General features: G+C 42.9%; 15 protein-coding genes and 1 tRNA gene. 7 read left to right on the top strand and 9 right to left on the bottom strand.

The features are described 5' to 3' along the window. A partial coding sequence (gene psbA / locus GVY04_06910) for a photosystem II q(b) protein (protein NBD15870.1) occupies positions 1-839 on the bottom strand: 839 nt, incomplete at its 3' end. Between the two features lie 209 nt (positions 840-1,048). On the opposite strand from psbA, the gene GVY04_06905 reads away from it, so the two are divergent. Continuing rightward, positions 1,049-1,258 carry a hypothetical protein gene (locus tag GVY04_06905; GenBank protein NBD15869.1) on the top strand — a complete coding sequence of 70 codons (210 nt, stop codon included), beginning with the start codon at positions 1,049-1,051 and terminating at the stop codon, positions 1,256-1,258. A 156-nt stretch (positions 1,259-1,414) separates the two neighbouring features. Further along, positions 1,415-4,459: a phosphoenolpyruvate carboxylase gene (locus tag GVY04_06900; GenBank protein NBD15868.1), complete on the top strand. Its 3,045-nt coding sequence runs from the start codon at positions 1,415-1,417 to the stop codon at positions 4,457-4,459. An 82-nt stretch (positions 4,460-4,541) separates the two neighbouring features. On the opposite strand, the gene GVY04_06895 is transcribed toward GVY04_06900, so the two are convergent. The 3 genes from GVY04_06895 to GVY04_06885 form a co-directional block, all read right to left on the bottom strand. Then, positions 4,542-4,973 carry a peptidylprolyl isomerase gene (locus tag GVY04_06895; protein ID NBD15867.1) on the bottom strand — a complete coding sequence of 144 codons (432 nt, stop codon included), beginning with the start codon at positions 4,971-4,973 and terminating at the stop codon, positions 4,542-4,544. 18 nt (positions 4,974-4,991) lie between these two features. After that, a complete protein-coding gene (locus tag GVY04_06890; GenBank protein ID NBD15866.1) occupies positions 4,992-5,192 on the bottom strand; it encodes a 30S ribosomal protein S21 in 201 nt (66 codons plus the stop codon). Between the two features lie 297 nt (positions 5,193-5,489). After that, positions 5,490-6,362 (bottom strand): alpha/beta fold hydrolase, encoded by an 873-nt coding sequence (locus GVY04_06885; protein NBD15865.1) that lies wholly within the window; start codon positions 6,360-6,362, stop codon positions 5,490-5,492. Positions 6,363-6,746: 384 nt separating this feature from the next. On the opposite strand from GVY04_06885, the gene GVY04_06880 reads away from it, so the two are divergent. After that, positions 6,747-7,271, top strand: a complete 525-nt coding sequence (locus GVY04_06880) for a GNAT family N-acetyltransferase (protein NBD15864.1) — start codon at positions 6,747-6,749, stop codon at positions 7,269-7,271. Between the two features lie 129 nt (positions 7,272-7,400). Then, positions 7,401-7,474: transfer RNA gene (locus tag GVY04_06875), tRNA-Pro, on the top strand. A gap of 115 nt (positions 7,475-7,589) precedes the next feature. Here GVY04_06875 and GVY04_06870 read toward each other — a convergent pair. Together GVY04_06870 and tnpB are read right to left on the bottom strand one after the other, a co-directional pair. Next, positions 7,590-8,381 carry an LmeA family phospholipid-binding protein gene (locus GVY04_06870; GenBank protein NBD15863.1) on the bottom strand — a complete coding sequence of 264 codons (792 nt, stop codon included), beginning with the start codon at positions 8,379-8,381 and terminating at the stop codon, positions 7,590-7,592. Positions 8,382-8,767: 386 nt separating this feature from the next. Beyond that, the gene (gene tnpB, locus GVY04_06865) at positions 8,768-10,003 is read right to left on the bottom strand and encodes an IS200/IS605 family element transposase accessory protein TnpB (GenBank protein ID NBD15862.1); all 1,236 of its coding nucleotides are present in this window, start codon (positions 10,001-10,003) and stop codon (positions 8,768-8,770) included. 305 nt (positions 10,004-10,308) lie between these two features. Here tnpB and GVY04_06860 point away from each other — a divergent pair, with 305 nt between their 5' ends. Next, positions 10,309-11,157, top strand: coding sequence for a universal stress protein (locus tag GVY04_06860; protein ID NBD15861.1), 849 nt, complete (start codon positions 10,309-10,311; stop codon positions 11,155-11,157). Positions 11,158-11,208: 51 nt separating this feature from the next. On the opposite strand, the gene hypB is transcribed toward GVY04_06860, so the two are convergent. The 3 genes from hypB to GVY04_06845 are packed head-to-tail and all read right to left on the bottom strand — an operon-like array spanning position 11,209 to position 12,909. Further along, the gene (gene hypB, locus GVY04_06855) at positions 11,209-12,039 is read right to left on the bottom strand and encodes a hydrogenase nickel incorporation protein HypB (GenBank protein NBD15860.1); all 831 of its coding nucleotides are present in this window, start codon (positions 12,037-12,039) and stop codon (positions 11,209-11,211) included. Positions 12,040-12,041: 2 nt separating this feature from the next. Beyond that, positions 12,042-12,383 carry a hydrogenase maturation nickel metallochaperone HypA gene (hypA, locus tag GVY04_06850; protein NBD15859.1) on the bottom strand — a complete coding sequence of 114 codons (342 nt, stop codon included), beginning with the start codon at positions 12,381-12,383 and terminating at the stop codon, positions 12,042-12,044. A 49-nt stretch (positions 12,384-12,432) separates the two neighbouring features. Beyond that, a complete protein-coding gene (locus tag GVY04_06845; protein NBD15858.1) occupies positions 12,433-12,909 on the bottom strand; it encodes a hydrogenase maturation protease in 477 nt (158 codons plus the stop codon). A 180-nt stretch (positions 12,910-13,089) separates the two neighbouring features. On the opposite strand from GVY04_06845, the gene GVY04_06840 reads away from it, so the two are divergent. Together GVY04_06840 and GVY04_06835 are read left to right on the top strand one after the other, a co-directional pair. Then, positions 13,090-14,217 carry a hypothetical protein gene (locus GVY04_06840; GenBank protein ID NBD15857.1) on the top strand — a complete coding sequence of 376 codons (1,128 nt, stop codon included), beginning with the start codon at positions 13,090-13,092 and terminating at the stop codon, positions 14,215-14,217. Beyond that, positions 14,217-14,658 (top strand): mechanosensitive ion channel (locus tag GVY04_06835; GenBank protein ID NBD15856.1); only part of this gene is annotated, 442 nt, incomplete at its 3' end. The genes GVY04_06840 and GVY04_06835, both read left to right, overlap by 1 nt.

The raw sequence follows: 14,658 nt of genomic DNA, 5'->3' as shown, positions 1-14,658 counted from the left end.
ACGGGCCAGGCGGCTAAGAAGAAGTGCAGGCTGCGGCTGTTGTTGAAGCTGGCGTATTGGAAGATCAGACGACCAAAGTAACCGTGGGCAGCAACAATGTTGTAGGTTTCTTCTTCTTGTCCGAATTTGTAGCCGTTATTTTGGCTTTCGTTTTCGGTGGTTTCACGCACTAAGCTGGAAGTTACCAAGGAACCGTGCATGGCGGAGAATAAAGCACCACCGAAGACACCGGCGACGCCGAGCATGTGGAAGGGGTGCATGAGGATGTTGTGCTCAGCTTGGAACACGAACATGAAGTTGAAGGTGCCACTAATTCCTAAGGGCATTCCGTCGGAGAAAGAACCTTGTCCGATGGGATAGATGAGGAAGACGGCGGTGGCTGCTGCAACAGGTGCGGAGAAGGCAACGCAGATCCAAGGGCGCATTCCGAGACGATAGGAGAGTTCCCATTCCCGTCCGAGGTAGCAGAAGACTCCGATTAAGAAGTGGAAGGCGATGAGCTGGTAAGGTCCACCGTTGTAGAGCCATTCGTCTAAGGATGCTGCTTCCCAGATCGGGTAGAAGTGAAGTCCAATGGCGTTGGAGGAAGGAACAACGGCACCGGAGATGATGTTGTTTCCATAGAGTAAGGAACCGGCGACGGGTTCACGAATGCCGTCGATGTCAACCGGAGGCGCGGCGACGAAGGCGATGATAAAGCAGGTGGTGGCGGTTAAGAGGGTGGGGATCATGAGCACGCCAAACCAACCGACGTAGAGGCGGTTTTCGGTGCTGGTGACCCACTGGCAAAACCGTTCCCAGAGATTCTGGCTTTGTTGTTGCTGTAAGGTGGTTGTCATTGTAGGTATGATTCCGTTTTGGATAACTATGATTTAATTAAGTAAGCTTTAATCGAGCTTGATTAAAAATATATGGCTTATCTTAATAAAATGTCAAGTTTTGTAAATTCAATTAACTTATTAGTATAATCAGTTTTGCTTATGTTGAATTAAGAAGGGACAACCCTTGATAATGGTTAGAGAAGACTCAAGAAGCAAACTCAAGTCTAATGGAAAAACCAGTGAATCAAGATCATCAAAGACAAGTAGAGATGGCGCTCAGTTTATTAACTGTTCCCTTTTTAGCCGGTTTAGTGGGAGCGAGATCGCTGCAGGAAGGATTGACCAGTATTGGTGAAGCAAGTGAAGAAGTTTTTCGGGGTGCCCGTTTGCCTATTCTTCATCTTCAGCAACAATCTGAGATAGAAATTAAAGAATAAAAACGTGAATTGTAACCCTCATCTAGAGGAGAGAATGGGTATAATGGCGAGCAGACCAAGCTCTGAGGGCTGCACTGTAATAGAAAAATATAAATTGCAAACTCCTCTCCTTAAGTATTAGGTTGGTTGAAATTTCTCCAGTATTATTGAATGAAGATCATGAGTTCTCTGTTGCAAGCATTCAGCCAAGACACCAATAAATCCTCCCGTTCCGATACATTCTTGACCTATCGTATTAGGTTAATTGAAGATTTATGGGAATCTGTATTGAAAGCCGAGTGTGGTCAGGAATTGGTTGATTTATTGCAACAACTCCGATCAATGGGATCGCCAGAAGGACAAGCGACTGGATTACCCACTTCTTCAGTGCCGCAACTGATCGAGGAACTGCCTCTTAACGATGCCGTCAGAGCAGCACGTGCCTTTGCCCTATATTTTCAGCTCATTAATATTGTTGAGCAACATTATGAACAACGAGAGCAACAGCTTAATCGGCATGTTAGCTATGACAAAGGAGAAGAAAAATTTTCGCTAAGAGAAACTGCTTCTGAAGAGACGAGAAGTGAAAATTCTCACAGTGTTTTAGGGGCGGAACTACTGGAAAAAACCTGGCAAGGCAATTCAACGTACCAAAAAGCAGGAACCTTTGACTGGCTATTTCCTTATCTGAATAAACTAAATGTTCCCCCTCAACTAATTCAACGGTTACTGAACAAGCTTGATATCCGATTGGTGTTTACCGCTCATCCTACAGAGATCGTGCGGCAAACAATCCGTAAAAAACAACGTCGAATGTCTCGGATTTTGCAGCATATTGACCAATGTGAAATGGCTGCCCAAAGTTTAGGCTTTATGGAGTCTCCGGAAGCAATTGAAGCAACAGAACAATTGAAAGAAGAAATTCGTTTGTGGTGGCGTACAGACGAACTTCACCAGTTTAAACCGGAAGTCTTAGATGAAGTGGATTATGCACTCCACTATTTCCAAGAAGTTTTATTCGATACTATTCCTCATCTTTCTTATCGCCTCAAACAAGCGTTAAAAAACTCTTTTAAAGAGTTACATCCTCCGAAAAATAATTTCTGTCGCTTTGGCTCGTGGGTAGGGGCCGATCGCGATGGTAATCCTTCGGTCACCCCAGCGGTCACTTGGGAAACCGCTTGTTACCAGCGCAACATTGTTTTAGAACGGTATTTGCGTTCCGTGAAGCGACTCAGCACCCTATTGAGTTTGTCTTTGCATTGGAGTGATGTTTTACCAGAATTATTAGAATCTTTAGAGCGCGATCGCGCTTTGATGCCGGACGTATACGAGCGGTTATCTATTCGCTATCGTCGAGAACCATATCGCCTGAAACTTGCCTATATTGAGCAACGTTTAGAACATACCCTCCAGCGCAATCATTTCTTATCTTCAGAACAAACCGCCCCAAGAGAAACGATTGAGAAAAATCGTCAAACAATCTACAACTCTGGGGAAGAATTTTTAGCAGAACTGAAACTGATTCAACGCAGCCTCACAGAAACTGGACTCACGTGTCGCGAACTCGAACATCTCATTTGCCAAGTCGAAATTTACGGTTTCAACTTGGTGGAACTGGACATGCGCCAAGAGTCTTCTCGTCACTCGGAAACCATCGATGAAATTACTGAATACCTACAAATTCTACCGCGCTCTTATAACCAACTCTCAGAAGCTGAGCGCGTCAAATGGCTGAGTGAAGAGTTACAAACTCGCCGTCCTCTCATTCCCGGAGAATTGCCTTTTTCGGAAACCACCCGAGAAACCATTGAAACCTTTCGGCTTTTAAGAAAATTACAACAAGAATTTGGCTGCGAAGTTTGCCAAACTTACATTATCAGTATGAGTCATCAGGTAAGTGACATTTTAGAAGTGTTACTCCTGGCTAAAGAAGCGGGAATTTATGATCCAGCCACTGGAAAATGCACGCTGCAAGTGGTTCCCTTATTTGAAACCGTTGATGACTTGCTAAGAGCCCCCTCTGTAATGAAAGCTCTCTTTGAACTCCCGTTGTATCGGGCTTGCTTAGCGGGAGGATATAGTCAGGAAAATACTGACCAGTATGATATTCAAGAAGTGATGCTTGGATATTCGGATAGCAATAAAGATTCCGGTTTCCTAAGCAGTAATTGGGAAATTCATAAAGCCCAAAAAGCCCTGCAAACTTTAGCGCAATGTTATGGCGTTTCTTTACGAATTTTTCATGGGCGAGGCGGTTCTGTTGGACGAGGGGGAGGACCAACGTATGAAGCGATTCTTGCTCAACCGAGTTCAACCATCAATGGACGGATTAAAATTACTGAACAGGGAGAAGTGGTTGCCTCGAAATATTCCCTTCCTGAACTGGCGCTGTATCATTTAGAAACCGCAACCACAGCTGTCATTCAAGCCAGTTTGCTGGGTAGTGGCTTCGATGATATTAATCCTTGGCAAAGTATTATGGAGCGTTTGGCAACGCGATCGCGCCAACATTACCGGGCTTTAATTTATGAAGAACCGGATTTTCTCGACTTTTTCCTCTCTGTCACACCGATTCAAGAAATCAGCCAGCTGCAAATTAGTTCCCGTCCTGCCCGTCGCCAAGGTGGAAAAAAAGACTTAAGTTCACTGCGCGCTATTCCTTGGGTGTTTAGTTGGACACAAACCCGTTTCTTACTTCCGGCATGGTATGGTGTTGGAACGGCACTGCAAGACTTTTTATATCAAGATACAACAAGAACATCTGAGCAAAACATTAAGCTGCTTCGTTACTTTTACTGGAAATGGCCCTTTTTCCGCATGGTCATTTCCAAGGTCGAAATGACCTTAGCCAAAGTTGACCTCCAGATTGCTCACCATTATCTGAAAGAACTGGGAAATCCTGAGGATTATGAACGGTTTGAACGCATTTTTCAACAAATTTCCCATGAGTATTATCTGACCAGTGAATTAGTGCGTCTCATTACCAATCACGAAAAACTTCTTGATGGGGATCCCGATTTACAGCGTTCAGTACAGTTACGAAATCGTACAATTGTTCCCTTAGGCTTCTTACAAGTCTCTCTGATCAAACGTTTGCGCCAGTACAGTAATGAAAGCGCATCAGAAGTAATTCACTTCCGCTATAGCAAAGAGGAATTACTGCGAGGAGCGTTATTAACCCTCAATGGGATCGCAGCGGGCATGCGGAACACCGGTTAATCAATCAGAAAAAAGAGAAGGGACAAAATGCAGTTACATGCTTGTCCCTTTCCAATCTATTAAACAGATGATTGATCTTCCATTAGGAGGCGACTTTTACCAACTCAATGTCAAATGTTAAATTTTGACCGGCCAACGGGTGGTTGGCATCGAGAGTCACTTTAGAATCCGCCACTCCGGTGACAACGACGGGAATTTGTTGACCGCTGGGATGCTGAACTTGCAACTGTTGGCCCGTTTGGACCTCAATATCTTCTGGAATTTGTTCGCGGTCAACTTCTAAAACCATTTCCGGACGATGGGGTCCATAGGCTTCTTCTGAGGGAATTTCTGCCGTTTTCGATTCTCCCTCAGCCATGCCAATCACTGCTTGTTCAAACCCAGGGATAATTTGACCTTCTCCAATCGCAAATTCTAAGGGTTCACGACCTTCAGAAGAATCAAAGACCGTTCCATCTTCTAATTTCCCTGTGTAGCGAACTTGGACGGTGTCGCCCGATTTTGCTTGTACCATGTTGCTCCTTGTGGAATTCTACTTCTTATTTCTACGATTACGAAACCGACGACGTTCTCGGTGCCGACTGATTTCTTTTCGTTTACGCTTTTCAGCAGGGGTCTCAAAGTGCCGATTTTTTTTCATATCGGCAAAAATTCCTGCTTGAGATACTTTACGTTTAAAGCGACGTAAGGCTGACTCTATCTGTTCATTATTGTTGAGAACTACTTTCGTCATCCAACTTTTTACCTAATTTGAAGATTTGAGAGACTGATCGCGCTTAATCAAGTTTATGATAAAAGCTGTCACTTCGTGAGTATGGCTCGATCATGCATCATGGACAGCTAGGAGTTCTGGATCACTTTTCCCATTTCAACAAAGCCATAAATGTCCCTTTTCCTTGATCAAGAGCTTTCTGCTTTTTTAGAGGAGTCGATTGAAATCTCCAAGGTTCGGCTCTCTCTTGCCTAATCCTTATCATTAATTAATACTCACATCAAACTATATCTTAACATAATTGAAGGTCAGGAACAATTAACCAGGGTCGGTAACGGCTTGATCTTGTTTCGATAAAATCTCTTCCAAAATTATTGTCACTTGCTCGGTTTTCTCGACCATTGACATATGACCACAATCAGGAATCTCGATGAGATTATTTCCTTGACATTGAAATAAATGATGGAAACTCGCTAGATGGCCTACATATTTGGGTTCCATAATCCGATCTTTTTCCCCCGCTACAAAATACACAGGTTGTTTGAGTTGAGAAACCAGTTGCGGCAGGCGATGGACTTCCGCTTCCGTGGTTGACTCTAATAAGGAACCCACTGCTGCAACAGCATCGGCTTTAACAAAATCAATGACCCGTTGACGACCCCAACATCGAGCAAGAGGTTTGGCAACCATCGCGCGAGTAAACAAGACATCAATCAGAGGAAGATAAGGCAGCCATTGCGGTCGATATTTAATTAACTGTTGTCCCGCTTGGCGAAAGCGATCAAATTCTTCTTTCAAATAGACACCGCCACCGGCATTCAAACAAATGACCCCTCGGACTCGCTCTGAAAAGCACTGAGCTGCCCACAGGGCAATACTACCGCCAAGAGAGTGACCGACTAACCAAGCCTCTTTGATCTCTAGCTCTTCTAATAACGTTTTGAGGTCATGAGCGTAGCTCAGCAAACTATAATTGCTCTTCTGTTGATCGGATGCTTGCGAGTCACCAAATCCGCGTAAATCGTAGCAAAGACAGGAATAATTGAGAGTAAGATTTTGAACAAGAGGTTGCCAGTATTGACGACTAAGTAACCAACCGTGAATCAAAACGACAACCGGCGCGTTGGTTTGAATTTGAGCAGGAAGAAAGTCATAGGCGTGAGTTATACCAGAAATATTGATTGAGGGCATAGTTACTGATGTCAACAGTGACTTGTAGAGGATTAGGCAGACACACGAAGACTCTGATTTGGATATCAAAGAAACTAGTTAAACTTAATTGCTATCTTAACTTAATTTGACCGTGGACAACGGTTTTCAGACCGGAGCAAGACTTGATAGACAAGCAATTTAAGTCAGTTTTTAGATGGGGAGAGTCATTAACTTAATTGATAACTAAATAAAAAAATAGTGATTGAATAAATCAGAATAATCCTGAAGCTGCCTCGATCAGAGCCCTGTTGACAAAAAGGGGGATATGTTATGATTTTTAAGAAGCTTTAAGGGATAAAGCTGACTAGCTAGTTACAGGATGTACCTGGTTAGAAATTAACGAATAAGCGACTCGCAGACCGCATGGCATTTTGGAAAAGTTTATTTAATAGTAGCTCAAACGCGATCGCGCCTTCATCAACTTCATCAGAGGAAGAGACTTTGCTAAAAAAGGGTGAGACGCAACAGGATACAAAGATTCTTTTTAGTACAACTCGCTCCATTGATCTTTATGAACTCGAAGAACTGTGCGATGCCGTTGGATGGTCTCGTCGCCCCCTGCGGAAAGTTCGCAAAGCAATGCAACACAGTTTTTTAGTGGTGTCAATGTGGGAGGAAAAAGGCGCTAGCAGACGCTTGATTGGGTTTGCTCGGGCTACCTCTGACCATGCCTTTAATGCAACGATTTGGGATGTGGTGGTTCATCCTCAAGCTCAAGGAAAAGGACTGGGAAAAGCTTTAATGAATTATATAATTAAGCGCCTCCGTCAAGAAGATATTAGCAACATCACGCTCTTTGCTGATGCCGAAGTCGTTCAGTTTTATCATCGCCTCGGCTTTATTCCTGATCCTGAGGGAATTAAAGGGATGTTTTGGTACCCTGAATAATGGGTTGGTTTTGGGCAGGAGAAGTCCTCTTGATCTTATAACAGGAGCTTCTCCCTGAAAAAGAACAAATTTCTTTTAAAAAAACTTCCCAATTGATTTCAATCTACGTTAAAATAGCTGAGGACTTAACGGGATGTAGCGCAGCTTGGTAGCGCGCCTGCTTTGGGAGCAGGATGTCGTAGGTTCAAATCCTGCCATCCCGATTTGAACAGCAACTTAAAAATCCTGTCTACTTTAGAGGCAGGAGGTCAGGTTAATTTCAGAATCAGAGGAGAGTTTGAAAACGGCAAATATTCAGCCGTTCTCGAACTCTGTTTTTTATCCGACACTAGGAACATGGTCAATTTGAGCATAACCACTAAAGACGAGAGCTTTGCCTTGGGTTTCTAGACGGTTAATGCGCATCTTTACACCATCAAGATTGAAGCGATCTAAATCAATCATATTATTTAAAATTTCTCCGAGGACTTCTGTTAGCTTTTCACTAGTCGCGCGATGCTCTTGAGGGACATTATCAGCTTGAAACTGAACGTTTTTGAATAGTAGTTTGCGTCGTCGTTCTAAGCCCAGCGTACAAATCAGACTCACCGGAATTACCCCTGCTGCTCCTAAATTAGCATTAGCATCGAGTTGAACTTGATTTTGCGCTAATAGGGTTAAATTAATCTCAGTAAAAGAAACTGGATCGCCATTAGACAACTCAGTTAAAGAAGGAGTTGTGAGGTTCTCTAAACGTTTTCTCACTAATTCTGCTTTAAAGGCAATGTTGATATCTTCTTCTAAGAGTTTAACTTGCGCGATCGCTTGTGTGGGCTGCTTCAATGCGATCTTCCCTTTCAACGCCGAACTAAAGTCAATCGCAACCGCATCCGTTTCAAACCACATTTCCTCCGTGCGAAATGCTTTACGAATTACTAACCCTTTCCCACTCATATCGAAGCTATCAATGCTCCCCTGCAGAAGCTTGCTAGAGGGATGACAGCGCACCTTCACCTTTAAATCATCACAGCGTGTAAACAGGTGGCGAAGAGTATTAGTTGCAACGCTATTGAGAAGGTTCTCTCCCCAGTCACTACCCTTATTTTGAAAATCGGCTAAGCCACCAATCATGAAAACCTCCGTTGTGAAAACTGAATTGTACAGAAGTAGTTAAGGACATCTGTACAGAATAGGAAAGGAAAAATGTCTCATGCGCGTTTTTTGCTATAGCAATAACAGACTTTTCAGCTAGAAACCCTGTCAAAACTATCTCTTCGGCGCCGAGTCCTCACCCAATTGCACTTTGTCATGAAATTGGAGAGTCCCTTCTGTTGTAACAAAATATTAAGCAGACGGCAATTGATCTTGATAAAAACCCTAAATCGGTTAGATGAGACTTTTCAATACAGGTCACTCATGGCAATCTTGACCAACGGTGACTCGCAAGCCCCGGAATTCAATTCCGGGGAACGAGTCACATCCTCTCCCGTTAAACCTTTGGCTATAACGGGAGATTCCTAAACCTCACGACGCGGAATGCGCTGGGGCTTGCGAGCCGGAATTGATTCCGGCTCGTTCCCCAGTTTAGGTTCTTGCTTCTTAGCAGTTGCCTTCCGAGATTTACTCTTTTCGGGTCTTACACTTGCTCCACAAGCTAACATTGCTAGCCCAGCAGCTTCTAGATTCTTACTCGCGTTTAGATCTCGATCGTGCTGACTACCACAACTCGGACACTCCCACTGACGAATATTCAAAGGCAACTTTTCAACAGTATGTCCACAATTGCCACAGCGTTTACTACTAGGAAAAAATCGGTCAATCTTAACCAACTCTTTTCCATACCATTGACACTTGTAATCGAGTTGGCAAATCAATTCTCCCCAAGCAACATCAGAAATCGCTTGAGCGAGCTTTCGATTCTTCACCATGTTCTTAATTGCCAAATCTTCAATAGCAATCAAGTCATAGCGCCTAACCAGGTCAGTGGACAGCTTATGGAGAAAGTCAGTCCGCGCATCTTTAATCTTTGCGTGTACTTTAGCTACTTGAAGACAAGCTTTTTTGTAGTTATTAGAGCCTTTGGTTTTCCGGCTCAAACTTTTCTGCGCCCTTCTAAGTTTCTGGTACAAACGCTTAAAGTGTCTTGGATTACTAACCTTTTCTCCCTCGCTTGTGGTAATCAGAGTGTTAATACCAACATCAATCCCAACGCTATTACTAGTTTTCTGAAGTTGATTGAGTGTCTGGTCATTGACAAACAAAGAGACAAACCATCGTCCCCAAGCATCAATTTTAACCGTAACCGTGGAAGGGGTAGCACTTCCTGGTAAATCTCTAGACCATTTAATGTGAAGAGGTTCTTTGCACTTAGCAAGCCAGAGCTGACCGTCCTTGAACTTAAAGCCAGACTTGGTAAACTCAGCACTCCCGCCATTACGTTTTTTCTTGAAACTGGGATAACCAGTACGTTTAGCGAAGAAGTTGGTAAATGCCTTTTGCAGATGCCTCAGACCTTGTTGAAGTGGTACACAGCTAACCTCATTGAGAAACTGCAAGTCTTCTCGCTTCTTCCACTGAGTCAACAAGCTGGACGTTTGGGAATACCCCATCCTTTCTTGCTTATCGTACCAAGCAGAAGTTCTGGCATGGAGAGCTTTGTTGTAAACCAACCGCACACAACCCATGGTCCGGCGTAGAATCCTTTCTTGCTCCGGTGTCGGGTAAAAACGGTATTTGTAAGCTCTCTCAACCATTGGTTAAACTTCAATCATTGTTCACATTCTAATATTTATTCTGTAAAAACACAACGAGGAGGCGTGGTTTCCTGAGGGGCTGTGGGGCGAAATGAATTCGCCCCCTTGAAAGCCCCGTCTCCCATCAAGCCTTCGACTATGATGGGAGTCTCCACCACGAAGATTAGATGAGCAAGTTTTAAAAGTCATTACAGTTTGAGAAGCAGGGACTCCCCAATCATGGTATTGGTAAACATAGATAGGCTCAGGTAATTGCCTGGCTTAGCGTTATCGGTTTGTAATCAATTGGGAGGGGAAATTTAACTATGCTTAATAAAATTTTGCTGGCTGACTCGGGAACCGGTCATTCTGAAGAAATGTTGCAGTATTTATTACAACTGCCATCTCTCAAAAATGCTTCAATCACAATTTTGCACGTTGTTCCCCCACAAACTACAAGTGAAGCCATGATGGAAAAATGGGAGGAAGGGGGAAAAGTCGTTGCTGGTGCGATTCAACGAATGCACCTTGATCCAACACAGGTTTCTACCGTTTTGCGTCAAGGAGACCCGAAAACCACGGTTTGTGAAATCGCGGAGGAGATGGAAGCTGACCTAATTATCATGGGATCACGGGGGTTAAAGCGCTTGGAGTCGATTCTAGAAAACTCAGTCAGTCAATATGTCTTTCAACTTTCAACGCGCCCCATGCTACTGGTGAAAGATGACATCTATGTGACGCGACTGAAACGAATTATGGTCGCAGTGGATCAATCTCCTGATGCCCAATATTGTCTAGAGTTAGCATTGTTTCTCTTAAAGGACATTCCTTCCGGTCAATTATTGCTAGTGCAAGTCGATCCTGCGATGGAGAAAGAGGAAGTTTTATCTGGTGAACAGGCTCACAAAACTGCTGTCCTTGCACCTGTGATTGAGCAAGCCAAAAGACAAGGTGTCAATTACAAAGGAATTGTTGCTGGTGGTAAACCCGGTCCAACTTTGTGCGAAATCGCAGAGGAAAATAAGGTTGATTTATTGATGCTGGGCTCACCCGAACGTCGCCCCACCGTTGCAAGAACATTACCAGATTTAGATCGTCTCTTAGGGACTTCTTTGTCTGATTACGTTCGAGTTTACGCTAACTGCCCCGTTTTATTAGGGCGAAGAGTGAGTTAATCATTACTCTATCTAAAAAGCTTGTCCGATTAAGAACCAATTGACGCCTCTTCATTTTAGGGTTGAGAATATCATTTCACTTGTCGGCTTGATTGCTTCGAGACTTGTCTTTTTGCTGGAGATCATTTGATAGCGTTGTTGCAAATAGTCGTACCAGCTTTCTAGTCCAGTGCGCGATTGAATCGAAGCGTTACCCAATCTTAGATTTGATCGCGCTGAAAGTTCTAAAATTTCAGCTTGCGGCGCAATTTTTTTGACATTCTCCATGGCTAACTCACGATCAAATCCTACTGCTTCGGCAATGTCCATTTTGCTGAGAACTACCACATCAGCCGTTTTAAACAAAGTCGGATATTTGAGCGGTTTATCCTCTCCTTCTGTTGCTGAGAGCAAGACCACTCTGGCACTCTCTCCTAAGTCATAAGCAGCTGGACACACTAAATTGCCCACATTTTCAATGAAAAGGAGTTGCACGCCATCTAAATTCATTTGTGCAAGGGCAGTTTCCACCATATTGGCTTCTAGATGACAAACACTTCCTGTGGTGATTTGTACAACTGATGCTCCTTTTCCGCGCAACCGTTGGGCATCATTATCCGTTTCTAGGTCGCCGACAACTACCGCTATAGAAAAGTCAAGCCCGAGATCGGTTAAGGTGCGCTCAATGAGGCTAGTTTTCCCAGAACCAGGAGAAGATAAAAGATTGAGGGTGAGAATCCCTTGCTGGTGGAATTTTTGGCGTAAATGATCGGCGAGATGGTCATTTTTAGCAAGGATCGCTTCCTGAACTTCAACTTGGCGGGGTTGACTCAGGTGAGGTGCGTTGTGAGTATGGAGGTGAACATTCCCCGTAGAGTTAGCGCAACCGCAGTTTTCACACATAGTTAAGAGATCTCCAAAGAAATAAGTTCCAATTCTTTCCCTTGCCGAATGTCATGACTCATTTCATGGCAGTGGGGACATTCATGAATCCAAGTGCTGGGTTGAAATAATTGCTGGCAGGTAGTGCAATAACATTGGGCTGGTACGCGCTCAATTTCAAAGCTTGCTGCTTCAGCAATGGTTCCTTTTGCCGTAACATCAAAGGCGAATGCTAAGGCTTCAGGGACAACACCTGATAAATCTCCGACACGCGCTTTAATGGTATGAATGCAACTTGCACCTTCCTTGTGAGCGTGTTCGGTCGCGATCGCGAGCAATTGCTCCATGATTCCCACTTCGTGCATGATCAATCGTCCAGTCCAGTTAGTCAAGGGAAGACATTGGATATTAATTTCAGCCTAGCGGATTTATCTCTGTGCTGAGCAATTTTTCAATGATTTTTAAGGCTTGGGTGATCCCGTTTTCTGCAAGCGGAGAAAACTGTTCTCCAAAGTCAAAATCTACCGCCGGAATGGTAATTAACCAAGCTTGGGGGGCGTAGTGATATAAAATCTGACTGAGGGCAAGCAGCGATCGCGCATCACAAAAATGCCCCATCTGCGTTCCGGTTGCCTCTTCCGGTTGAATCGCTTGTAATTGAACCGGATCTGAATTAATCCCTGCATCGACAAAGATCACGCGATCTACTTCCGCAATCGTGGCAGCAAGTTCGGGGGTTAGTTGATGGCATCGTAGCGATCGCGTTCCAGAAAATCCTAATTTTTCTGCTTCTGTGGCAACTTTTAAGCCAACGCCATCATCTCTACGGAGGGCATTACCATAACCGATAATCAGTGTTGATTGATCTGGCTTTCTCATCTCAATACTTATTGGATCATTCCATTTATCTAGGAGAGCTTTAATCGAGAATAGTCTTTCAGTTCAGAACTCCTAATTTTTTAAATTATCAATACAACTTAACTCTGAAACGAGAAGTACTGGTAGCTGATGAGTATTAATCATAATAAACTATTCTTGAATCTGCTGTTCTAGCTCATTTTATCAACTCAGATGAATTTCTCACTTTTTTCGTTTCTTAATCAAATCCAATCTTTGTTTTCCCAAGCAGAAACCCCAATCACTGATCCAACCTGGGAAGAGATTCCAGAAACAGTCAGAGTTGAGTTAGAAAAACTCATCAGTCAGTTGCCTCACCCTGCCTCTCGGATTACCACAATTGAAAGGGAAGTTATATCACAATTAAAGGAGTGGGAAGCTGATCAAAATGCCAATCATTTAGTCATTTTAGGTTCGCCACTGAGTAATTTAGAAAGTTTAATACAAGCGAGTTTCCCCCAACACTATTTAAAAGGAGTTGAAGTAATTTACCCCTTTTCTGATTTAAGGTTTCGCGAGCAACCTGCTCAGATTACTCAACAGTTAAAAACGGCTATAGAAAGGATAACGCAAGAACATAATTCTCGTTTATTTCAATCATCACAGGAATCAAAAACTAAGATAATTATTATTCCTAATTTAGAACAATGTTTTTTACGATGTATTGGGGGTTGGGAAGGAATTATCTGGCTACGAGAACATATTGTTCACACTCCTGATTGTTTTTGGCTCTTAGGTTGTAATCATTGGTCTTGGATTTTTCTAGATTATGTGTGTCAAATCAATGCTTATTTAAAGGCAAGAGTAAACATTCCTAATTTAAGTGGCGAAGAACTATGGGAATGGTTGCAGCCAGTAATTGAGAGTTTTATTCCAGAAGAGAAAGACGATCACTCATCATTTTTCTGGGAAACTTTAGCCTCTTTATCAGAAGGTGAAAGTGAAGTAGCAATGGCATTATGGTTGGAATCGATTCAGATGTCTGTGGATGAAGTCAGTCAAGAAAACGTAGAAGAAATGACACACTTAAAACTGATTACTCCCAGTTTACCCAAGTTACGGGGTTTATCTGCTGAAGAACGATATGTTTTACATTCTTTATTACTACATGGAATAATCACAAGGTCATCTCTTGCCCTAAGCTTAGGTGAAAAGCGTGAAAGTATTCAAGCAAGAATTCAAGTTTTATTACGAGACAACTTTATTCAGCAGCAGAATGGTTTATTAAGTGTTAGCCCACTTTACTATCCTAAAATCAAACAAGAATTAAGTCAAAACAATTTTTTAATCGGAGAAATTTAATGTTTTTTAAATCCCTTGTTTTTTATTTAGTTGCCCAAGCAACAAATAGTCAGAGAATCTCAGAAGATTTATTCACAGATTTAACATGGAAAAAACTTTTTCTCGCAGGATTAGCTCTTTTAATTAGTTACGGTTTATTAGTTTCAATCCAGTTTATAACAACTTGGGCTTCTGAGCAAGTTCCACGGCGTTATCGGTTACTAATCAAACAATCAGTTCCGTTCTGGAAAGGACTGGTTTTAATTATTACTGTTAGTTATTTAGTTAACTTATTTTTGAATCTATCAGGACAGAATTTAATTGCACTAACCGGCACGATCGCGCTGACTTTGGGGTTTGCTTTTAAAGACTATACCACGGCTATTATTGCTGGCATTGTCGCCTTATTTGAAGCCCCTTATCGTGTCGGCGATCGCGTTAAAATTGGTGATCATTATGGCG

The sequence above is a fragment of the Cyanobacteria bacterium GSL.Bin1 genome, from assembly GCA_009909085.1.
GTDB lineage: Bacteria > Cyanobacteriota > Cyanobacteriia > Cyanobacteriales > Rubidibacteraceae > Halothece.
The sequence above is the reverse complement of the archived record's forward strand: the minus strand, read 5'-3'. Positions and strand labels throughout refer to the sequence as shown.